A 21,702-nucleotide genomic window follows, 5' to 3' on the forward strand; every position below is an offset into this window, starting at 1 on the left:
AGAAGCGTGAAAAACCACATCTTTTTTACCGAAGTTATGTACTCATTTAGGATGATGATAAATTTCAGTCATCAATAATGACACCTTTTCCTTTGATTTATATCAACTTACCTCCAGCTGTAAACCCTAATGTGGCAGGCATCGAAACAAGTATCAGAGGTGTCTATGAGTCACTCATCTGCCCCGGAAAGGGCATCTGGAGCTGTAATTACCGAATGGCGGCCGGAAGATCCCGCCTTCTGGCAGCAGCGTGGTCATCGAATCGCCAGCCGTAACCTGTGGATTTCCGTCCCTTGCTTGCTGCTGGCGTTTTGCGTGTGGATGTTATTTAGCGCCGTGGCGGTGAACTTACCGAAAGTCGGATTTGATTTCACCACTGAACAACTGTTCATGCTGACGGCATTACCTTCGGTGTCCGGCGCGCTGCTGCGTGTACCGTACTCCTTTATGGTCCCCCTGTTTGGTGGACGTCGCTGGACGGCGTTCAGCACCGGTATCCTGATCATTCCTTGCGTATGGTTAGGTTTTGCGGTGCAGGATACCTCCACGCCATTTAGTACCTTTATCATTATCTCGCTGTTGTGCGGTTTTGCCGGTGCGAACTTTGCCTCCAGCATGGCAAACATCAGCTTCTTCTTTCCAAAACAGAAACAGGGCGGTGCGCTGGGTCTGAACGGTGGTTTGGGTAACATGGGCGTCAGCGTGATGCAGTTGGTCGCTCCGCTGGTGGTTTCACTGTCAATCTTTGCCGCATTTGGCAGCCAGGGTGTTGAACAACCGGATGGTACGCAACTGTATCTGGCAAACGCCGCATGGATTTGGGTCCCGTTCCTGGCTGTATTAACGCTGGCCGCATGGTTTGGTATGAATGAACTGGCAACCTCAAAAGCTTCGCTGAAAGAGCAATTGCCGGTGCTGAAACGCGGGCACCTGTGGATTATGAGCCTGCTGTATCTGGCAACCTTCGGTTCATTTATCGGTTTCTCTGCCGGTTTCGCGATGCTGTCAAAAACGCAGTTTCCTGAGGTACAGATCCTGCATTACGCCTTCTTTGGACCGTTGATTGGCGCCCTGGCACGTTCAGCAGGCGGCGCAATCTCTGACCGACTGGGGGGGACCCGTGTAACGCTGGTGAACTTCGTGCTGATGGCTATTTTCAGTGCCTTACTGTTCCTGACGCTGCCATCAAACGGTGTCGGTGGCAACTTCATCGCCTTCTTTGCGGTGTTCCTGGCGCTGTTCCTGACGGCTGGTCTGGGGAGTGGTTCAACCTTCCAGATGATCTCCGTTATCTTTCGCAAGCTGACGATGGACAGAGTGAAAGCTGAAGGCGGTTCAGAAGAGAAAGCGATGCGCGAGGCGGCGACCGACACCGCGGCAGCGCTGGGCTTTATCTCAGCTATTGGTGCGATCGGCGGCTTCTTTATCCCGAAAGCATTCGGTACGTCCCTGGCATTAACTGGCTCCCCGGTCGATGCGATGAAAGTATTCCTGATCTTCTATGTCGCCTGTGTGGTTATCACCTGGGCGGTGTACGGACGTCATTCTAAAAAATAAAAAAGTAGTAACTGTTGATTATCCATTGCGCGGTGTTAGACCGCGCTTTTTTTTGCCTGCAATTAGTTACAACATACTTTCATGTTGTGGCACGACAACAGCCTGTTAGAACGGTGCTCGTAATATGCTAAACAGGGGGGATACCCCTTAATACCCACTTATAAAGAATTTAACATTTGTATGATAAGTGAGTTTAAAAAAATCAATAAAATTCAATATGTTGATTGATTTATCGATATCCCACTAAGGGGGTATGTCAAAATCGGCCCTCAATTTTCATCCCTGCCTGCCTTGATCGTTATCAATTCTCACGCCCTTTCAGAGCGTTACCTTCGCTCTCAATCAAGCAATGTCGATTTATCAGAGAGCCGTCAGGCTCCTACAGGAGAAAACCGATGAGTAAATTCCTGGACCGGTTTCGCTACTTCAAGCAGAAGGGCGAAACCTTTGCCGATGGGCACGGCCAGCTTCTCAATACCAACAGGGACTGGGAGGATGGATACCGCCAGCGTTGGCAGCATGACAAAATCGTGCGTTCAACCCACGGTGTAAACTGCACTGGCTCATGCAGCTGGAAAATCTATGTGAAAAATGGTCTGGTGACCTGGGAAACCCAGCAAACTGACTACCCACGCACTCGTCCAGATATGCCCAACCACGAGCCTCGCGGCTGCCCGCGTGGTGCAAGCTATTCATGGTATCTCTACAGCGCTAACCGTCTGAAATACCCGCTGATGCGCAAACGTCTGATGAAGATGTGGCGTGAAGCAAAAAGACTGCACAGCGATCCGGTAGATGCATGGGCATCCATTATCGGAGACGCCGATAAAGCAAAAAGCTTCAAACAAGCGCGTGGTCGTGGTGGATTCGTTCGTTCTTCCTGGCAGGAAGTGAATGAGCTGATTGCCGCATCTAACGTTTACACCATCAAAACCTATGGTCCTGACCGCGTCGCAGGCTTCTCGCCAATCCCGGCGATGTCGATGGTTTCTTATGCGTCCGGCGCACGTTATATGTCGCTGATTGGCGGGACCTGCCTGAGCTTCTATGACTGGTACTGTGACCTGCCGCCAGCCTCCCCGCAGACCTGGGGCGAGCAGACCGACGTACCGGAATCTGCCGACTGGTATAACTCCAGCTACATTCTGGCATGGGGCTCTAACGTACCGCAGACTCGTACCCCGGATGCGCACTTCTTTACTGAAGTTCGTTATAAAGGCACCAAAACAGTAGCAATTACCCCGGACTACGCAGAAATTGCCAAACTGTGCGACCTGTGGCTGGCTCCGAAGCAGGGAACCGATGCGGCGATGGCAATGGCGATGGGTCATGTCATGCTGCGCGAGTTCCACCTCGATAACCCGAGCCAATATTTCACCGACTACGTACGTCGTTATACCGACATGCCAATGCTGGTGATGCTCGAAGAGCGCGACGGCTACTATGCTGCTGGTCGTATGCTGCGTGCTGCGGATCTGGTTGACTCTCTGGGCCAGGAAAATAACCCGGAATGGAAAACTGTCGCTATCAACAGCAACGGCGAAATGGTTGCGCCGAACGGTTCAATTGGTTTCCGTTGGGGCGAAAAAGGCAAATGGAACCTTGAGCAGCGCGATGGCACGTCCGGTGATGAAACTGAACTGCAGCTCAGCCTGCTGGGTAGCCAGGATGATATCGCTGAAGTGGGCTTCCCGTACTTTGGTGGCGAAGGCACCGAGCACTTCAGTAAAGTCGAACTGGAAAACATTCTGCTGCATAAATTGCCCGTTAAACGCCTGCAACTGGCCGATGGCTCTACGGCGCTGGTGACCACCGTTTACGATCTGACTATGGCTAACTACGGCCTGGAACGTGGTCTGAACGATGAAAACTGCGCGACCAGCTACGATGACGTGAAAGCGTACACGCCAGCGTGGGCAGAAAAAATTACAGGTGTATCACGTTCTCAGATTGTACGCATCGCCCGTGAATTTGCGGATAACGCAGATAAAACGCACGGTCGTTCGATGATTATCGTCGGCGCCGGTTTGAACCACTGGTACCACCTCGATATGAACTATCGTGGCCTGATCAATATGCTGGTGTTCTGTGGCTGTATCGGCCAGAGCGGCGGCGGCTGGGCCCACTACGTAGGGCAGGAAAAACTGCGTCCGCAAACCGGCTGGCAGCCGCTGGCGTTTGCTCTTGACTGGCAGCGTCCGCCTCGTCATATGAACAGTACCTCCTACTTCTATAACCACTCCAGCCAATGGCGCTATGAGACGGTGACTGCGCAGGAACTGCTGTCTCCGATGGCAGACAAATCCCGCTATAGCGGTCATTTGATTGACTTTAACGTTCGCGCTGAACGTATGGGCTGGTTACCGTCTGCGCCGCAGTTAGGGACTAACCCGCTGTATATCGCGAAAGAAGCGCAGAAAGCAGGTATGACGCCGGTGGACTACACCGTTAAATCCCTGAAAGAAGGTTCTATTCGCTTTGCGGCAGAGCAGCCGGAAAACGGTAAAAACCATCCGCGTAACCTGTTTATCTGGCGTTCAAACCTGCTCGGTTCTTCCGGTAAAGGCCACGAGTACATGCTCAAGTATCTGCTGGGTACTGAACATGGTATTCAGGGCAAAGATCTCGGCCAGCAGAGCGGCGTGAAGCCAGAAGAAGTGGAATGGCAGGATAACGGACTGGACGGCAAACTGGATCTGGTCGTTACGCTGGACTTCCGCCTGTCGAGTACCTGTCTGTATTCCGATATCGTGCTGCCGACCGCTACCTGGTATGAAAAAGACGATATGAATACCTCGGATATGCATCCGTTTATTCATCCTCTGTCTGCGGCCGTTGACCCGGCCTGGGAATCGAAGAGCGACTGGGAAATCTATAAAGCCATCGCCAAGAAATTCTCAGAAGTTTGTGTGGGCCACCTCGGTAAAGAAATCGACGTCGTTACGCTGCCGATCCAGCACGACTCAGCTGCTGAACTGGCGCAGCCGCTGGACGTGAAGGACTGGAAAAAAGGGGAATGCGACCTGATTCCAGGTGTTACGGCACCGCACATCATGACCGTTGAGCGTGATTATCCGGCAACGTACGAGCGTTTCACCTCCATCGGTCCGCTGATGGAAAAAATTGGTAACGGCGGTAAAGGGATTGCCTGGAACACCCAAAGCGAAATGGATCTGCTGCGTAAGCTCAACTACACCAAGGCTGACGGTCCGGCGAAAGGCCAACCGATGCTGGATACCGCGATTGATGCTGCTGAGATGATCCTGACGCTGGCTCCGGAAACTAACGGTCAGGTTGCCGTTAAAGCCTGGGCGGCGCTGAGTGAATTTACCGGTCGTGACCATACGCATCTGGCGCTGAATAAAGAAGACGAAAAAATTCGTTTCCGCGACATCCAGGCGCAGCCGCGCAAAATTATCTCCAGTCCGACCTGGTCAGGTCTGGAAGATGAACATGTGTCTTATAACGCCGGTTATACCAACGTTCATGAGCTAATCCCATGGCGTACGCTGTCTGGTCGCCAGCAGTTGTATCAGGATCACCAGTGGATGCGTGACTTCGGTGAGAGCCTGCTGGTGTATCGTCCGCCAATCGACACCCGTTCGGTGAAAGCGGTGATCGGCGAGAAGTCTAACGGTAACCCTGAAAAAGCGCTCAACTTCCTGACGCCGCACCAGAAATGGGGTATCCACTCCACTTACAGCGACAACCTGCTGATGCTGACGCTGTCTCGCGGTGGTCCGATTGTGTGGATGAGCGAAGTTGATGCGAAGGATCTGGGTATCGAAGATAACGACTGGATCGAAGTCTTCAACAGCAACGGTGCGCTGACGGCGCGTGCAGTTGTCAGCCAGCGTGTGCCGGCCGGGATGACCATGATGTACCACGCGCAGGAACGTATTGTTAACCTGCCGGGTTCTGAAATCACCCAGCAGCGCGGCGGGATCCACAACTCGGTAACTCGTATTACGCCGAAACCAACTCACATGATCGGTGGTTATGCGCAACTGGCATACGGCTTTAACTACTACGGTACCGTCGGTTCAAACCGCGATGAGTTCGTAGTTGTACGTAAGATGAAGAACATTAACTGGTTGGATGGCGAAGGCAATGACCAGGTACAGGAGAGCGTAAAATGAAAATTCGTTCACAAGTCGGCATGGTGCTGAATCTCGATAAGTGCATCGGCTGCCACACCTGTTCAGTGACCTGCAAAAACGTCTGGACCAGCCGTGAAGGTATGGAGTACGCCTGGTTCAATAACGTCGAAAGTAAGCCTGGCGTTGGCTTCCCGAACGACTGGGAAAACCAGGAAAAATGGAAGGGCGGTTGGATCCGTAAAATCAACGGCAAACTGCAGCCGCGCATGGGTAACAAAGCACTGCTGCTGGGTAAAATCTTTGCTAACCCGCATCTGCCGGGCATGGATGATTACTATGAGCCGTTTGATTTTGACTACCAAACGTTGCACAACGCCCCAGCAGACAGTAAGGCGCAGCCGATTGCCCGTCCGCGTTCGCTGATCACCGGTCAGCGGATGGATAAAATCACCAGCGGTCCGAACTGGGAAGAAATTCTGGGGGGCGAGTTCGAAAAACGCGCCAAAGACCAGAACTTCGAAAACATGCAGAAGGCAATGTACGGTCAGTTCGAAAATACCTTCATGATGTATCTGCCGCGTTTGTGTGAGCATTGCCTTAACCCGGCGTGCGTGGCGACCTGCCCAAGCGGCGCTATCTACAAGCGTGAAGAAGATGGCATCGTGCTGATCGACCAGGATAAATGCCGCGGCTGGCGTATGTGTATCACTGGCTGCCCGTATAAGAAGATCTACTTCAACTGGAAGAGCGGGAAATCTGAGAAGTGCATTTTCTGCTACCCGCGTATCGAAGCCGGTCAGCCGACCGTTTGTTCCGAAACCTGCGTAGGCCGTATTCGTTACCTCGGCGTACTGCTGTATGACGCAGATGCGATCGAAAGTGCGGCAAGCACGGAGCACGAGAAAGATCTGTACCAGCGTCAACTGGACGTGTTCCTCGATCCAAACGATCCGGCTGTTATTGAACAAGCGCTGAAAGATGGTATTCCGTTGAGCGTCATTGATGCTGCACAGCAGTCGCCGGTTTACAAAATGGCGATGGACTGGAAGCTGGCGCTGCCGCTGCATCCGGAATACCGCACGCTACCGATGGTCTGGTACGTGCCGCCTTTGTCACCGATCCAGTCTGCCGCCGATGCGGGTGAGCTGGGCAGCAACGGTATTCTGCCGGACGTTGACAGTCTGCGTATCCCGGTTCAGTACCTGGCGAACCTGCTGACCGCAGGCGACACTCAGCCGGTACTGTTGGCGCTGAAACGTATGCTGGCGATGCGTCACTACAAACGTGCGGAAACCGTTGACGGTAAAGTTGATACCCGTGCGCTGGAAGAGGTGGGCTTAAGCGAAGCGCAGGCACAGGAAATGTATCGTTATCTGGCGATTGCTAACTACGAAGATCGTTTCGTGGTACCGAGCAGCCATCGTGAACTGGCACGTGACGCGTTCCCGGAGAAAAGCGGTTGTGGCTTTACCTTCGGTGACGGTTGCCACGGTTCTGATACTAAATTCAATCTGTTCAACAGCCGCCGCATAGACGCTGTCGATGTGACCAGCAAAACGGAGCCGCACCAATGATTGAACTTGTCATTGTTTCGCGTCTGCTCGAGTACCCGGATGCTGCCTTGTGGCAGCATCAGCAGGAACTTTTCGATGCACTCGCGTCATCTGAGAACCTGGATAAAGAGGATGCCCAGACTCTGGGCGTTTTCCTGCGCGATCTCACCGCGCAGGACATGCTGGATGTGCAGGCAAGCTATAGCGAACTGTTTGACCGTGGCCGCGCCACCTCGTTGTTGCTGTTTGAACATGTACACGGCGAGTCCCGCGATCGTGGTCAGGCTATGGTTGACCTGATGGCGCAGTATGAACAGCACGGTCTGCAGCTCGACAGCCGCGAACTTCCCGATCATCTGCCGCTGTATCTGGAATACCTTGCGCAGTTGCCGAAAAGCGAAGCATTAGGGGGGTTACAGGATATCGCGCCGATTCTGGCGCTGCTCAGCGCTCGCTTGCAACAGCGTGAAAGCCGTTATGCGGTGCTGTTCGATCTGCTGTTAAAACTGGCGAATACCGTTATCGACAGCGATAAAGTGGCTGAAAAAATTGCAGATGAAGCGCGTGACGATACCCCACAAGCGCTGGATGCGGTCTGGGAAGAAGAGCAGGTGAAATTCTTCGCCGATCAGGGGTGCGGTGAGTCGGAAATTTCCGCTCACCAGCGTCGTTTTGCCGGGGCCGTTGCGCCGCAGTATCTGAATATCACCACCGGAGGACAGCAATAATGCACTTCCTGAATACGTTCTTCTTTGACATCTATCCGTACATCGCGGGTTCTGTCTTTCTGATTGGCAGTTGGCTGCGTTATGACTATGGGCAGTATACCTGGCGCGCGGCTTCCAGTCAGATGCTGGATCGCAAAGGGATGAACCTGGCGTCAAACCTGTTCCACATCGGGATCCTGGGGATTTTTGCCGGGCACTTCCTTGGCATGCTGACACCACACTGGATGTATGAAGCGTGGCTGCCGCTTGAAGTGAAACAAAAGATGGCGATGTTTGCGGGTGGTGCCAGTGGTGTGATGTGTTTGATTGGCGGCGTTCTGCTGCTGAAACGCCGCCTGTTCAGCCCACGTGTGCGGGCGACCACTACCGGAGCGGACATTCTGATCCTCTCCCTGCTGGTGATCCAGTGTGCGCTGGGCCTGCTGACCATTCCGTTCTCCGCCCAGCATATGGACGGCAGCGAGATGATGAAGCTGGTGAACTGGGCGCAGACAGTGGTGACCTTCCAGGGTGGTGCATCTCAATATCTGGATGGCGTCGCGTTCATTTTCCGTATGCACCTGGTGCTGGGTATGACGCTGTTCCTGTTGTTCCCGTTCTCGCGTCTGGTGCACATCTGGAGCGTTCCGGTCGAATATCTGACGCGCAAATACCAGATTGTTCGTGCGCGTCATTAATCGGTTATCTGTGTAAGACAAAACCCCGCTCCGGCGGGGTTTTTTTACGACTAATTGCCGGATAAGCATAGCGCATCAGGCAAATTGCCGACCCGAATTGAGGCTTGATCGAGGGCAAGGTATGGGGCATTACAGATGGATTGGATGCTGGTGCTTTATGAGGTGATGGTGGTGGGGGAAGGATTACTCAGCGCGGTGCGCTTCGCCCTTCGGGTCGTTGCCTGCGGCAACGCTTTCTCGCTAACGCTCGAATCGAACCTTAGTCGAAGCTTCTCATCCTTCCCGTCTGGGCAGAATATGAAGCATAACAGATGGATTTGATACAGGTGCTTTATGAAGTGATGGTGGTGGGGGAAGGATTACTCAGCGCGGTGCGCTTCGCCCTTCGGGTCGTTACCTGCGGCAACGCTTTCTCGCTAACGCTCGAATCGAACCTTAGCCGAAGCTTCTCATCCTTCCCGTCTGGGCAGAATATGAGGCATAACAGATGGATTTGATACAGGTGCTTTATGAAGTGATGGTGGTGGGGGAAGGATTCGAACCTTCGAAGTCGATGACGGCAGATTTACAGTCTGCTCCCTTTGGCCGCTCGGGAACCCCACCAGGGGTATACTAATTTTATGAATCTATCGGAATGAATGGTGGTGGGGGAAGGATTCGAACCTTCGAAGTCGATGACGGCAGATTTACAGTCTGCTCCCTTTGGCCGCTCGGGAACCCCACCACGGGGTAATGCTAGTTACTGGCCTGCTTCCGTTGGAAGCGGGGCGCATCATATCAAATGATGCGCCCCTGTAAAGTATTCCGTTGATAAAAAAGAACTGGTTGCCTGATTTTTACGCGTAAAGATGTAAAGGTAACCAATTCAATTATCAATCGATTACAGAATAATCGTTCGGTTACCGTAAACAAAGACGCGTTGAGCCAGAACCTGATACAGCGCGCGGCTTAATACATTTTTCTCAACGTCGCGACCCGCACGCATCATGTCTTCCGCGGTGTAGGTGTGATCCACATGAATTACGTCCTGCATAATGATTGGGCCTTCATCGAGGTTATCATTCACGTAGTGGGCTGTCGCACCGATGATCTTCACGCCGCGCTCATAAGCCTGATGGTAAGGGCGAGCGCCAATAAACGCTGGCAGGAATGAATGGTGAATATTGATAATCTTATTCGGGAAGCGTGAAACAAATGTTGGCGTCAGAACGCGCATGTATTTTGCCAGCACGACATAGTCAGGTTGGTGCGCGTCGATAGCGTCGGCCATTTTCAGGTCATGTTCGTCACGCGTTAAACCTTCGTGGCTGACCAGCTCAAATGGGATATCAAACCGTTCAACCAAAGGTCGCAGCGTCTCGTGGTTGCCGATCACAGCAGCGATTTCAACATCCAGCCCGCCATAATTGGCCTTCATTAACAGATCACCCAGACAATGTGCTTCCTTGGTGACCAAAATGACGATACGGCGGCGTCCTGCTGGTGTTAATTCACGAATGGAGCCATCTGGTAGGGCACTATCCAGATCGGCAAGCAGCGTAACGTCGTTAAAAATACCCTCCAGTTCGGTACGCATAAAAAAGCGCCCGGTCCGGTGGTCCACGAACTCATTGTTCTGCACGATGTTCAGTTCATGCTTGTAACAGATATTCGTAATGCGCGCGATCAGACCTTTTTGGTCCGGGCAAATAGTACGCAGCACTTTTCGTTGTAATGAATGCATTTGCAGCGGTGATCCTGTTGAGAATGTTTGCAAAATTGATACTGTCGGGCGTTGATTAGCCGCAGCACTTTTTAAATTTTTTACCGGAGCCACAAGGGCAGGTATCGTTTCGTCCAATTTGAGGGCGTGTACCGTCTATATAGTACCATTGACCGTTTTCTTTTAAAAAACGAGAGCGCTCGATAATTGCACCTGTTTTACCTTGTTCAGAAAATCGCGCAACAAAGCTGACATAGCCGATATTTTCTGTGTCTGCCGCTTGTTGTTCAAAAACGGTCAGCCCGAGCCATTCAGTGTGGCTAAATCCTGCGATAATGTCGTCGCGAAACTCGGCTGCATGACAGTTCGGATGCCAGGTCTTGATAAGGTAATCTGCGTCTTTCATCACAAAAGCACAGTAACGAGAACGCATGAGATGTGACGGCGTAGGTGCTACTTGCGCGCCGGACACATAACGGTAGCAACATAGGCTATACTCGACAGCGCTACCACAGGGACAAAGCTGAGACACAAAGTACTCCCTGGAATAAAAAAACGGCGTAAAAACGCTAGGGTAGCACTATGTTAACTGAGCGGTAGCGATGTTGCTACGTCTGCAAGCCAGGGGAAGTTTGTACGTACAATGAGAAAAATAAAAATTGGGCTGGCGCTAGGTTCCGGCGCGGCGCGAGGTTGGTCGCATATTGGCGTTATTAAAGCCCTAAAGCATATGGGCATTGATGTTGATATTGTGGCAGGGTGCTCCATTGGTTCGCTGGTTGGTGCAGCCTACGCATGCAATAAGTTACCTGCTCTCGAACAATGGGTTTGTTCTTTCAGCTATTGGGATGTCTTACGTCTGATGGATCTCTCGTGGCGCAGGGGCGGTTTACTGCGTGGTGAACGAGTATTCAATCAGTACCGTAATGTCATGCCGGTAGAAGCAATTGAGCAATGCACTCGCCGTTTCGCAACTGTGGCTACTAATCTGAGTACGGGTCGGGAGCTCTGGTTCACGGAAGGTGATTTGCACCTGGCTGTTCGGGCCTCCTGCAGTATTCCTGGTCTGATGTCCCCTGTAGCGCATAATGGTTACTGGCTGGTCGATGGCGCGGTGGTGAATCCCGTTCCTGTATCCTTAACTCGCGCGCTGGGCGCTGATATCGTTATTGCCGTCGATCTGCAACACGATGCGCATCTTATGCAGCAAGATTTACTCTCCTTTAACGTCAGCAGTGATGCCGAAACGGGTGATGATGTCGACGCGCTTTCATGGCGTGCCCGACTGAAAGAGCGCTTGAGCAACATAACGGCCAGGCGTGCGGTAACCGCGCCGACGGCGATGGAGATCATGACGACTTCTATTCAGGTTCTGGAAAACCGTCTGAAACGTAACCGCATGGCCGGTGACCCGCCAGACATCCTGATTCAGCCGTTTTGTCCGCAAATATCCACGCTGGATTTTCACCGCGCCAGCGCAGCAATTGCTGCTGGACAACTGGCGGTCGAGAAGAAAATGGATGAGCTTCTACCCCTGGTGAAAACCAACATCTAACGCATTTTTTATCAACACTTAAGCAAATTCTGACAGGCGTGAGTAGCAATAGCATGCCACTATTTACTAAAGCCAGTCAGGGGGGAGAATATGACGCAGCCATTGGTCGGAAAACAGATTCTTATCGTTGAGGATGAGCCGGTATTTCGCTCACTCATGGACTCATGGTTTTCCTCTTTGGGAGCGACAACGGCGGTAGCTGGCGATGGACTTGAAGCACTTGAATTACTCGGGCACTTTAACCCCGACCTGATTATCTGCGACCTGGCTATGCCACGAATGAACGGCCTTAAGCTAGTAGAGTATCTGCGTAATCGTGGCGATCAGACCCCCATCCTGGTGATATCAGCGACGGAAAACATGTCTGATATAGCCAAAGCACTGCGATTGGGTGTGGATGATGTGCTGCTAAAGCCGGTAAAAGACCTGAACCGCCTGCGCGAAACCGTCTTTGCGTGTCTGTATCCGAATATGTTTAATTCACGCGTGGAAGAAGAAGAGCGGCTGTTTCGCGACTGGGATGCGATGGTTGGTGATCCCGCCGCTGCAGCGAAGCTGTTGCAAGAATTACAGCCTCCTGTGTCGCAAGTTATTTCACGATGTCGGATCAACTATCGTCAATTGGTGGCTGCCGATCAGCCGGGGCTGGTACTGGATATTGCACCGCTATCGGACCATGACCTTGCGTTTTATTGTCTGGATGTGACGCGGGCAGGGGATAATGGCGTTCTGGCAGCATTGTTACTGCGGGCGCTATTTAACGGTTTGCTGCAGGAACAGCTCGCGCATCAAAATCAACGATTGCCGGAGCTCGGTGCGTTATTGAAACAGGTTAACCATTTATTGCGCCAGGCTAATTTGCCCGGACAATTCCCTTTGCTGGTGGGTTATTACCACAGCGGATTAAAAAACCTGATTCTGGTATCAGCAGGGCTGAATGCGACATTAAATACAGGTTCACACAATGTACAAATCAGCAATGGCGTTCCGTTGGGAACCTTAGGGAATGCGTATCTTAATCAACTGAGCCAACGTTGCGAATCCTGGCAATGCCAAATTTGGGGGGCCGGTGGTCGGCTACGCCTGATGTTGTCTGCAGAATGAACAACCGAGTGGCGTGAGAATGAAATTGACTCACTCCCCTCATGCTGTGAGTGCTACTATCAGCGCCAGATTTATTCGTATTTATCTTAATTATACCGACGCGCGTCCTTTTCAGACCAGAAGCTTGTCGCGGTACTGATATACTTGGATGCGATACAGATTGATGAACACGTTCAATACATGAACAGTCCAGGAGAGTTTTAAATGGCTGCCCTTAATTCAAAAGTCAAAAAGGCCGTTATCCCGGTTGCGGGATTAGGAACCAGGATGTTACCGGCTACGAAAGCAATCCCGAAAGAGATGCTACCGTTGGTTGATAAGCCATTAATTCAGTACGTCGTAAACGAATGTATTGCTGCGGGCATCACTGAAATTGTACTTGTAACTCACTCGTCTAAAAATTCGATTGAAAACCACTTCGATACCAGCTTTGAACTTGAAGCTATGCTGGAAAAACGTGTAAAACGCCAGCTTCTGGAAGAAGTGCAATCTATTTGTCCGCCACATGTCACTATTATGCAGGTGCGTCAGGGACTGGCCAAAGGTCTGGGCCACGCGGTATTGTGCGCGCACCCGGTGGTTGGCGATGAGCCCGTTGCGGTTATCTTGCCGGACGTCATTCTTGACGAATACGAATCTGATTTATCACGCGACAACCTTGCCGAAATGATTCATCGTTTCGATGAAACAGGCAGCAGCCAGATTATGGTTGAGCCGGTAGAAGATGTTACCGCTTATGGTGTTGTTGATTGTAAAGGCGTTGAATTAGCGCCAGGCGAAAGCGTACCGATGGTTGGCGTTGTTGAAAAGCCGAAAGCGAATGTGGCGCCATCTAATCTGGCCGTCGTGGGGCGTTACGTCCTTAGCGCGGATATCTGGCCTCTGCTGGCAAAAACGCCTCCGGGAGCCGGTGACGAAATTCAGCTGACTGATGCTATCGATATGCTGATTGAAAAAGAAACGGTTGAAGCTTATCACATGAAGGGCAAAAGCCATGACTGTGGTAATAAGCTTGGCTATATGCAGGCGTTCGTTGAATATGGTATTCGCCATAATACTCTCGGCGCTGAATTTAAAGCCTGGCTGGAAGATGAGATGGGTATTAAGAAGTAACCTGCTGGTATTATCAGGTCTGAACGGTGCTGTTAATCCAGCACCGTTTTTTTATACCTGAACTGGGTAGGGACTGTGCGAAGTACAGGTAAAAAAAATCCCGCCACTGGCGGGATTTTAAGCAAACTATTTCTGAATTATTCTTTGATTAAGAAATCGTCCAGTTGCTTACCTTGTTCTTCCATCGCTTTTTTGATCACTGCCGGTGTACGACCCTGACCAGTCCAGGTTTTAGTTTCACCGTTTTCGTCAACATAGCTATATTTAGCCGGACGTGCAGCGCGTTTAGCTTTGGTGCCAGATTTAACAGCAGCCATGCTATTCAGCAGTTCGTTCGGGTCAATGCCGTCAGCGATCAGCATTTCACGATATTGTTGCAGTTTACGAGTACGTTCTTCAACTTCAGCAGCTGCAGCGCTTTCTTCTTCACGGCGCTCGCTAACAACAACTTCTAATTTTTCCAGCATTTCTTCAAGCGTTTCCAGAGTACATTCTCTTGCCTGCGCACGAAGAGTACGGATGTTGTTCAGAATTTTAAGTGCTTCGCTCATTGTAGTAATCTCAAACTTATATTGGGGGTGGTTTGTTGAGCTAATAATAGAGCGATAAATTCAGTTGTGCAATAGCCAGGAATGTAAGGAATTCAAAATTGCGCTTTATTTAGTATCAGAATTAATTCATCTGTCTTAAATTCACCGCGACGTTGGGCATAAAAAAGGCTTATTGGTGAGGGGGCTTCTCAGCGGCTGAGAGTAAAAATTCAAGATTCAGGTCACATTTTATGGTGTACAAATAGTATCTCTTTGCAGTGATTTCAACCTTTTGTATTAGTTTTGCTTACATGAATTCTCTAATACATGGCGACAGTGGGTAGATTCAATAACAATAAGGGAAGGGTTTCTTTATTGCCGTAAGAAGATAAGAGGTATGGATAAATTTCATGAGCACTATTTGTGAAAGAGTGTGTATATACCCATCGAGTTTCAGGCTACCTGGGCTATGACTGGAGTGTACTAGGGAAGGTGCGAACAAGTTCCTGATATGAGATCATCATATTCATCCGGAGCGCATCCCAGAGGGACATCATGAGCCATCAACTCACCTTCGCCGATAGTGAATTCAGCACTAAGCGCCGTCAGACCCGAAAAGAGATTTTCCTCTCCCGCATGGAGCAGATTCTGCCATGGCAGAATATGACCGCTGTCATCGAGCCGTTTTATCCCAAGGCGGGCAATGGCCGACGGCCCTATCCGCTGGAGACCATGCTGCGTATTCACTGCATGCAGCATTGGTACAACCTGAGCGACGGTGCCATGGAAGATGCCCTGTACGAAATCGCCTCCATGCGCCTGTTTGCCCGATTATCCCTGGATAGCGCCCTGCCGGATCGCACCACCATCATGAATTTCCGCCACCTGCTCGAGCAGCATCAACTGGCCCGTCAATTGTTCAAGACCATCAATCGCTGGCTGGCCGAAGCAGGCGTCATGATGACCCAAGGCACTTTGGTGGATGCCACCATCATTGAGGCACCCAGCTCTACCAAGAACAAAGAGCAGCAACGCGATCCGGAGATGCATCAGACCAAGAAAGGCAATCAGTGGCACTTTGGCATGAAGGCCCACATTGGTGTCGATGCCAAGAGTGGCCTGACCCACAGCCTAGTCACCACCGCGGCCAACGAGCATGACCTCAATCAGCTGGGTAATCTGCTTCATGGAGAGGAGCAATTTGTCTCAGCCGATGCCGGCTACCAAGGAGCGCCACAGCGCGAGGAGCTGGCCGAGGTGGATGTGGACTGGCTGATCGCCGAGCGTCCCGGCAAGGTAAAAACCTTGAAGCAGCATCCGCGCAAGAACAAAACGGCCATCAACATCGAATACATGAAAGCCAGCATCCGTGCCAAGGTGGAGCACCCGTTTCGCATCATCAAGCGGCAGTTCGGCTTCGTGAAAGCCAGATACAAGGGGCTGCTGAAAAACGATAACCAACTGGCGATGTTATTCACCCTGGCCAACCTGTTTCGGGTGGACCAAATGATACGTCAGTGGGAGAGATCTCAGTAAAAACCGGAAATAACGCCAGAAATGGTGGAAAAAATAGCCTAAATAGGCTGATTCGATGTGTTTGCGGGAAAAAAATCGGCCCAGATCCGCGAAATTTTAATCAGCGAGTCAGCTTGGGAAGAAATGACCTGCTTATTCGCACCTTCCCTAGCGCTCCCATGTCACTTAAAGGATCGGTTATTTAGGCGACACTGAGCGAGTCTGTACGCCTATTTATACGCCTATGCAGGCAACGCTACACCGACACGTTCGTGAAATATGGTACAATCCTGCCCATATTTATTTCCCCGGGTGAGGGCCTACGGTCAATGGCACAGCTATATTTTTACTATTCTGCAATGAATGCCGGTAAGTCGACTGCATTGCTGCAATCTTCGTACAATTATCAGGAACGTGGGATGCGTGCCGTGGTATATACAGCGGAAATTGATGACCGCTTTGGTGCTGGAAAAGTAAGTTCACGTATAGGTCTGTCGTCACCTGCAAAATTGTTTAACCAAAATTCATCATTGTTCGAAGAGATTCGGGCTGAGAATGAGCAGCAAAGAATTCACTGTGTACTGGTTGATGAGTCGCAGTTTCTGACTCGACAGCAGGTTTATGAATTATCTGAAGTTGTCGATCAGCTGGATATTCCCGTGTTGTGCTACGGCTTGCGTACCGATTTTCGTGGTGAGTTATTTGGCGGCAGCGAATACCTGTTGGCGTGGTCAGATAAACTGGTTGAATTAAAAACCATTTGTTTCTGTGGGCGTAAGGCCAGCATGGTGTTGCGTCTTGATCAGGCAGGACGACCTTATAACGAGGGCGAACAGGTGGTGATTGGCGGGAACGAACGCTATGTATCGGTATGCCGTAAACATTATAAGCAAGCACAGTCTGAGGGCTCTCTGACGGCGATACAAGAACGACACAACCACGACTAACTCTACGCGCTTCTGGGCGCTTATTAGCACAGGGTAGGCTGCGACATTCGCTAATGTTCGCTACCCTGTCAGACACTCTCCTGACGCTATTCTCGCATCCTCCTAAGCATCCTTTTACAGGTTCACCCTTTAAACGTCGCTGAATTGGTCATGTATCGATTCTGATAACGTAAGATGTAAAAAAACGGCCCCAATTCGGGACCGTTTATGGTGAAACTAAAACTTATCTGGATGAATTAAGCGGATTTCTTCGCTTTCTTCTCAGCTTTCGGAGCAGCTACTGCTTCAGTCTTAACGGCGGTTTGATCTTCGCTGTATTCACGACCGTAGTAGGTATCCATCAGGATCTGTTTCAGTTCAGAAATCAGCGGGTAACGCGGGTTAGCACCAGTACACTGGTCATCAAACGCATCTTCAGACAGTTTGTCCACGTGTGCCAGGAAGTCAGCTTCCTGAACACCAGCTTCACGGATAGACTTAGGAATACCCAGTTCAGCTTTGATTTCGTCCAGCCAGCCCAGCAGTTTCTGGATTTTTGCAGCAGTACGGTCGCCCGGTGCGCTCAGACCCAGATGGTCTGCGATTTCAGCGTAGCGACGACGAGCCTGCGGACGGTCGTACTGGCTGAATGCAGTCTGTTTAGTCGGGTTGTCGTTCGCGTTATAACGAATAACGTTGCTGATCAGCAGGGCGTTCGCCAGACCGTGAGGAATGTGGAACTGAGAACCCAGCTTGTGCGCCATTGAGTGACATACACCCAAGAAGGCGTTAGCAAACGCAATACCGGCGATGGTTGCTGCACTGTGTACACGCTCACGCGCTACCGGGTTCTTAGAACCTTCGTGGTAGGACGCTGGCAGGTTTTCTTTCAGCAGTTTCAGCGCTTGCAGAGCCTGACCGTCGGAGAACTCAGAAGCCAGCACGGATACGTAAGCTTCCAGAGCGTGAGTGACGGCATCCAGGCCACCGAACGCACACAGGGACTTAGGCATATCCATCACCAGGTTGGCGTCAACAATAGCCATGTCCGGAGTCAGCGCATAGTCTGCCAGCGGATATTTCTGACCAGTTGCATCGTCAGTAACAACCGCAAACGGAGTAACTTCAGAACCGGTACCAGAAGTGGTGGTGACGGCAACCATCTTGGCTTTTACGCCCATTTTCGGGAACTTGTAGATACGTTTACGGATGTCCATAAAGCGCAGTGCCAGTTCTTCGAAGTGGGTTTCTGGGTGTTCGTACATAACCCACATGATTTTCGCGGCATCCATCGGGGAACCGCCACCCAGCGCGATGATCACGTCTGGTTTAAAGGAGTTAGCCAGCTCAGCACCTTTGCGTACAACGGTCAGAGTTGGGTCAGCTTCCACTTCAAAGAACACTTCGGTTTCAACGCCAGCAGCTTTCAGCACGGAGGTGATCTGGTCAGCATAGCCATTGTTAAACAGGAAGCGGTCGGTCACGATCAGAGCACGTTTGTGACCATCGGTAATCACTTCATCCAGTGCGATTGGCAGAGAGCCACGACGGAAGTAGATAGATTTCGGAAGTTTGTGCCACAACATGTTTTCAGCTCGCTTAGCAACGGTTTTCTTGTTGATCAGGTGCTTAGGACCAACGTTTTCAGAGATGGAGTTACCACCCCAGGAACCACAACCCAGAGTCAGGGAAGGCGCGAGTTTAAAGTTGTACAGGTCACCGATACCACCCTGAGAAGCTGGGGTGTTAATCAGGATACGTGCGGTTTTCATCATCTGACCAAAGTATGCAACACGTTCAGGCTGGTTGTCCTGGTCGGTGTACAGGCAAGAGGTATGACCGATACCGCCCATCGCAACCAGTTTTTCAGCTTTAATAACGGCGTCTTCGAAGTCTTTCGCACGGTACATTGCCAGCGTCGGAGACAATTTTTCGTGAGCGAACGGTTCGCTTTCGTCAACAACTGTCACTTCACCGATCAGAATCTTAGTGGTTTCTGGTACGGAGAAGCCTGCCAGTTCAGCAATTTTGTATGCCGGCTGACCAACGATAGCCGCGTTCAGCGCGCCATTTTTCAGGATAACGTCCTGAACGGCTTTCAGCTCTTTGCCTTGCAGCATGTAGCCGCCGTGAGTCGCGAAACGCTCACGTACTGCGTCGTATACAGAGTCAACGACAACAACGGACTGTTCAGAAGCACAAATTACGCCGTTATCGAAGGTTTTAGACATCAGAACAGATGCAACAGCACGCTTGATATCAGCGGTTTCATCGATAACCACAGGGGTGTTACCTGCGCCTACACCGATTGCCGGTTTACCGGAGCTGTATGCTGCTTTAACCATGCCTGGACCACCGGTCGCAAGGATCAGGTTGATGTCCGGGTGGTGCATCAGCGCGTTTGACAGTTCTACGGAAGGTTGATCGATCCAGCCGATCAGATCTTTCGGTGCGCCAGCAGCAATTGCTGCCTGCAGAACGATATCAGCCGCTTTGTTAGTGGCATCTTTAGCACGCGGATGCGGAGAGAAGATGATGGCGTTACGCGTCTTCAGGCTGATCAGTGATTTGAAGATTGCAGTAGAAGTCGGGTTAGTGGTTGGAACGATACCGCAGATGATACCAATCGGTTCAGCGATGGTAATGGTACCGAAAGTGTGGTCTTCAGCCAGCACACCACAGGTTTTTTCGTCTTTATATGCGTTATAAATGTATTCGGAAGCAAAGTGGTTTTTAATCACTTTATCTTCGACGATGCCCATGCCAGATTCGGCAACGGCCATTTTCGCGAGAGGGATTCGAGCGTCTGCGGCAGCCAGAGCGGCGGCACGGAAGATTTTGTCAACCTGTTCTTGAGTGAAACTGGCATATTCACGCTGGGCTTTTTTTACGCGCTCTACAAGTGCGTTAAGTTCAGCGACATTAGTAACAGCCATAATGCTCTCCTGATAATGTTAAACTTTTTTAGTAAATCATCTGCTCGATACGAGAGTATAGACAGATCGACGAAAATTTGTGTAACGTTTTGAAAATCAAACGGTTAATTAACGTCCACTTTACCTTGATTTACTAAAAGAGCTTATACGCTAGCGCCACTTAATTCTAACGCGCTACCTCCAGGTGGTGTAAGCAGATTACTCACTTCTGAGTAGTAATTGCGTGATCTGGATCAAAATTTCGCAAAGCTGACACCTTTCAGCAGGCCCTTTTAGCGTTTATCGGTAAGTGTTAATGAATTGGTGGGGTGAATGCTATTAACATTAGCATATTTAATACATATTAATAACACTAAGTATTAGAAGTGTATTTACGTAGATATACACAGATAGAAGGTGAAGTATGCTGACAAAAGGCGTATCTTCAGCGCGGATTTTATCAATTTTTATGACTCATTTTATCCGGCTAACGCTTCGGAGCTAACCGTGATCCAAACGCTATTTGATTTTCCTGTCTATTTTAAATTTTTCATTGGGTTATTCGCATTGGTTAACCCGGTCGGGATCATCCCTGTCTTTATCAGTATGACCAGCTATCAAACGGCTGCTGCGCGAAATAAAACCAACCTTACGGCAAACCTGTCGGTTGCCATCATCCTGTGGACTTCGCTGTTCCTTGGTGACGGTATTCTGCAGCTCTTCGGTATCTCGATAGATTCGTTCAGGATTGCCGGCGGCATTCTGGTGGTGACTATCGCAATGTCCATGATTAGCGGAAAACTGGGCGAAGATAAGCAAAACAAACAGGAAAAATCAGAAACAGCAATCCGCGAAAGTATCGGCGTAGTGCCGCTGGCATTGCCGCTGATGGCGGGGCCAGGGGCGATAAGCTCAACTATTGTTTGGGGTACGCGCTATCACAGTGCGATTAACCTGTTTGGTTTTTTTGTGGCGATTGCGTTGTTTGCCCTGTGCTGTTGGGGACTTTTTCGCATGGCACCGTGGCTGGTACGGCTGCTGGGCCAAACCGGTATCAACGTCATTACGCGTATTATGGGGTTGTTGTTAATGGCCTTAGGGATCGAATTCATTGTGACTGGAATCAAGTCCATTTTCCCCGGTTTACTTGCCTGATATTCCTCTTCGGCATCAACGGAGCCTCTTTTGGCTCCGTTTCCATTCGTTATTAGTAAAACTTCTCACTAAAGTTGAAAATCAGCATAGAAATATAAAAATATCTGATGGTTATTCATTAATTTATTCATTGATTTTATGGATATAACACTCAATGGTCCACCAGAGGGATCCCGATGTCACTGTTATTTTATTAACATCATACTCTGGGGCTTGCTGAAGGATTATCGAAATGTTATTAGTTATTTCAGCGTTTTTTTTAGATGAATGTGCTAATTAATAACCAATTGTTAAATTTATGTGCATTTTGGCGTGGTGTTGACACAGGACTGGGGAGTTAACACTGCGCGTTATGCAATATATTGATTTTCATCGTTTTATTGTCGTGATCTTTCATTCGTAAGACTTTTTTAGTGAGATTTATTTCCAATAAAAGAGAATTGGTTAACAAATTTGTAAAATGTATTGGCGGTTAAGAAACGCATTTGATACTTTCCGGCCAGGTATTATGCAGAAGAATTCACGTTGATGAGAATCATTTTCAATTAGTTTCTCTCAACAGGGTAATAACG

At 50.3% G+C, this 21,702-nt stretch carries 16 protein-coding genes, 2 tRNA genes and 2 other RNA genes; 12 read left to right on the top strand and 8 right to left on the bottom strand.

Features of this window, described 5'->3' with window-relative positions; all coding sequences use genetic code 11:
* Positions 1–165 precede the first annotated feature (165 nt).
* The 5 genes from HV314_RS11835 to narI all read left to right on the top strand — a co-directional run bounded on the left by HV314_RS11835 (position 166) and on the right by narI (position 8,615).
* On the top strand, positions 166–1,557 hold the full coding sequence (locus HV314_RS11835) for a NarK family nitrate/nitrite MFS transporter (RefSeq protein WP_016153284.1): 1,392 nt from the start codon (positions 166–168) through the stop codon (positions 1,555–1,557).
* A 395-nt stretch (positions 1,558–1,952) separates the two neighbouring features.
* The gene (locus tag HV314_RS11840) at positions 1,953–5,696 is read left to right on the top strand and encodes a nitrate reductase subunit alpha (protein WP_181548048.1); all 3,744 of its coding nucleotides are present in this window, start codon (positions 1,953–1,955) and stop codon (positions 5,694–5,696) included.
* A complete protein-coding gene (narH, locus tag HV314_RS11845; protein ID WP_003833388.1) occupies positions 5,693–7,231 on the top strand; it encodes a nitrate reductase subunit beta in 1,539 nt (512 codons plus the stop codon). Before HV314_RS11840 ends, narH begins: the two co-directional genes overlap by 4 nt.
* Positions 7,228–7,938, top strand: a complete 711-nt coding sequence (narJ, locus tag HV314_RS11850) for a nitrate reductase molybdenum cofactor assembly chaperone (RefSeq protein ID WP_049042853.1) — start codon at positions 7,228–7,230, stop codon at positions 7,936–7,938. The genes narH and narJ overlap by 4 nt, the downstream gene beginning before the upstream one ends.
* Positions 7,938–8,615, top strand: coding sequence for a respiratory nitrate reductase subunit gamma (gene narI / locus HV314_RS11855; RefSeq protein WP_016153281.1), 678 nt, complete (start codon positions 7,938–7,940; stop codon positions 8,613–8,615). The genes narJ and narI overlap by 1 nt, the downstream gene beginning before the upstream one ends.
* A gap of 166 nt (positions 8,616–8,781) precedes the next feature.
* On the opposite strand, the gene HV314_RS11860 is transcribed toward narI, so the two are convergent.
* The 6 genes from HV314_RS11860 to HV314_RS11885 all read right to left on the bottom strand — a co-directional run bounded on the left by HV314_RS11860 (position 8,782) and on the right by HV314_RS11885 (position 10,849).
* Positions 8,782–8,913, bottom strand: a non-coding RNA gene (locus tag HV314_RS11860) — RtT sRNA.
* 44 nt (positions 8,914–8,957) lie between these two features.
* Positions 8,958–9,089: non-coding RNA, RtT sRNA (locus HV314_RS11865), on the bottom strand.
* Between the two features lie 44 nt (positions 9,090–9,133).
* Positions 9,134–9,218, bottom strand: a tRNA-Tyr gene (locus tag HV314_RS11870).
* Between the two features lie 36 nt (positions 9,219–9,254).
* Positions 9,255–9,339, bottom strand: a tRNA-Tyr gene (locus HV314_RS11875).
* Positions 9,340–9,495: 156 nt separating this feature from the next.
* Entirely contained in the window at positions 9,496–10,338 is an 843-nt protein-coding gene (purU, locus tag HV314_RS11880; RefSeq protein WP_016153278.1) for a formyltetrahydrofolate deformylase, read from the bottom strand.
* A gap of 55 nt (positions 10,339–10,393) precedes the next feature.
* On the bottom strand, positions 10,394–10,849 hold the full coding sequence (locus HV314_RS11885; protein ID WP_181548049.1) for a YchJ family protein: 456 nt from the start codon (positions 10,847–10,849) through the stop codon (positions 10,394–10,396).
* A gap of 111 nt (positions 10,850–10,960) precedes the next feature.
* Between HV314_RS11885 and rssA the strand changes: the two genes are divergently transcribed.
* From rssA to galU, 3 genes are all read left to right on the top strand, one after another.
* Positions 10,961–11,872 (top strand): patatin-like phospholipase RssA, encoded by a 912-nt coding sequence (gene rssA / locus HV314_RS11890; protein ID WP_016156731.1) that lies wholly within the window; start codon positions 10,961–10,963, stop codon positions 11,870–11,872.
* A 90-nt stretch (positions 11,873–11,962) separates the two neighbouring features.
* Positions 11,963–12,976, top strand: a complete 1,014-nt coding sequence (gene rssB, locus HV314_RS11895; RefSeq protein WP_016153275.1) for a two-component system response regulator RssB — start codon at positions 11,963–11,965, stop codon at positions 12,974–12,976.
* Between the two features lie 204 nt (positions 12,977–13,180).
* Positions 13,181–14,089 (top strand): UTP--glucose-1-phosphate uridylyltransferase GalU, encoded by a 909-nt coding sequence (gene galU / locus HV314_RS11900; protein WP_016153274.1) that lies wholly within the window; start codon positions 13,181–13,183, stop codon positions 14,087–14,089.
* Positions 14,090–14,226: 137 nt separating this feature from the next.
* Here galU and hns read toward each other — a convergent pair whose 3' ends face one another.
* Positions 14,227–14,640, bottom strand: a complete 414-nt coding sequence (hns, locus tag HV314_RS11905; RefSeq protein WP_003020723.1) for a histone-like nucleoid-structuring protein H-NS — start codon at positions 14,638–14,640, stop codon at positions 14,227–14,229.
* A gap of 534 nt (positions 14,641–15,174) precedes the next feature.
* Between hns and HV314_RS11910 the strand changes: the two genes are divergently transcribed.
* The 3 genes from HV314_RS11910 (at position 15,175) to tdk (ending at position 17,081) form a co-directional block, all read left to right on the top strand.
* On the top strand, positions 15,175–16,155 hold the full coding sequence (locus HV314_RS11910; RefSeq protein WP_000019441.1) for an IS5-like element ISKpn26 family transposase: 981 nt from the start codon (positions 15,175–15,177) through the stop codon (positions 16,153–16,155).
* Positions 16,137–16,340: a hypothetical protein gene (locus HV314_RS27365; RefSeq protein ID WP_326928848.1), complete on the top strand. Its 204-nt coding sequence runs from the start codon at positions 16,137–16,139 to the stop codon at positions 16,338–16,340. Before HV314_RS11910 ends, HV314_RS27365 begins: the two co-directional genes overlap by 19 nt.
* 123 nt (positions 16,341–16,463) lie before the next feature.
* Positions 16,464–17,081 carry a thymidine kinase gene (tdk, locus tag HV314_RS11915; protein ID WP_019076935.1) on the top strand — a complete coding sequence of 206 codons (618 nt, stop codon included), beginning with the start codon at positions 16,464–16,466 and terminating at the stop codon, positions 17,079–17,081.
* A 236-nt stretch (positions 17,082–17,317) separates the two neighbouring features.
* Here tdk and adhE read toward each other — a convergent pair whose 3' ends face one another.
* Positions 17,318–19,996 (bottom strand): bifunctional acetaldehyde-CoA/alcohol dehydrogenase, encoded by a 2,679-nt coding sequence (gene adhE, locus HV314_RS11920; RefSeq protein WP_016153272.1) that lies wholly within the window; start codon positions 19,994–19,996, stop codon positions 17,318–17,320.
* A 486-nt stretch (positions 19,997–20,482) separates the two neighbouring features.
* On the opposite strand from adhE, the gene ychE reads away from it, so the two are divergent.
* Entirely contained in the window at positions 20,483–21,130 is a 648-nt protein-coding gene (ychE, locus tag HV314_RS11925) for an NAAT family transporter YchE (protein WP_003020714.1), read from the top strand.
* The last annotated feature ends 572 nt before the right edge of the window (positions 21,131–21,702 follow it).

Source organism: Citrobacter sp. RHBSTW-00887 (assembly GCF_013728095.1).
In the GTDB taxonomy this organism is placed as follows: domain Bacteria; phylum Pseudomonadota; class Gammaproteobacteria; order Enterobacterales; family Enterobacteriaceae; genus Citrobacter; species Citrobacter braakii.

Coding starts and splice junctions, on each gene's coding strand:
- HV314_RS11835 (WP_016153284.1), top strand. CDS start 166: ATGAGTCACTCATCTGCCCCGGAAAGGGCATCTGGAGCTGTAATTACC.
- HV314_RS11840 (WP_181548048.1), top strand. CDS start 1,953: ATGAGTAAATTCCTGGACCGGTTTCGCTACTTCAAGCAGAAGGGCGAA.
- narH (WP_003833388.1), top strand. CDS start 5,693: ATGAAAATTCGTTCACAAGTCGGCATGGTGCTGAATCTCGATAAGTGC.
- narJ (WP_049042853.1), top strand. CDS start 7,228: ATGATTGAACTTGTCATTGTTTCGCGTCTGCTCGAGTACCCGGATGCT.
- narI (WP_016153281.1), top strand. CDS start 7,938: ATGCACTTCCTGAATACGTTCTTCTTTGACATCTATCCGTACATCGCG.
- purU (WP_016153278.1), bottom strand. CDS start 10,338: ATGCATTCATTACAACGAAAAGTGCTGCGTACTATTTGCCCGGACCAA.
- rssA (WP_016156731.1), top strand. CDS start 10,961: ATGAGAAAAATAAAAATTGGGCTGGCGCTAGGTTCCGGCGCGGCGCGA.
- rssB (WP_016153275.1), top strand. CDS start 11,963: ATGACGCAGCCATTGGTCGGAAAACAGATTCTTATCGTTGAGGATGAG.
- galU (WP_016153274.1), top strand. CDS start 13,181: ATGGCTGCCCTTAATTCAAAAGTCAAAAAGGCCGTTATCCCGGTTGCG.
- hns (WP_003020723.1), bottom strand. CDS start 14,640: ATGAGCGAAGCACTTAAAATTCTGAACAACATCCGTACTCTTCGTGCG.
- HV314_RS11910 (WP_000019441.1), top strand. CDS start 15,175: ATGAGCCATCAACTCACCTTCGCCGATAGTGAATTCAGCACTAAGCGC.
- tdk (WP_019076935.1), top strand. CDS start 16,464: ATGGCACAGCTATATTTTTACTATTCTGCAATGAATGCCGGTAAGTCG.
- adhE (WP_016153272.1), bottom strand. CDS start 19,996: ATGGCTGTTACTAATGTCGCTGAACTTAACGCACTTGTAGAGCGCGTA.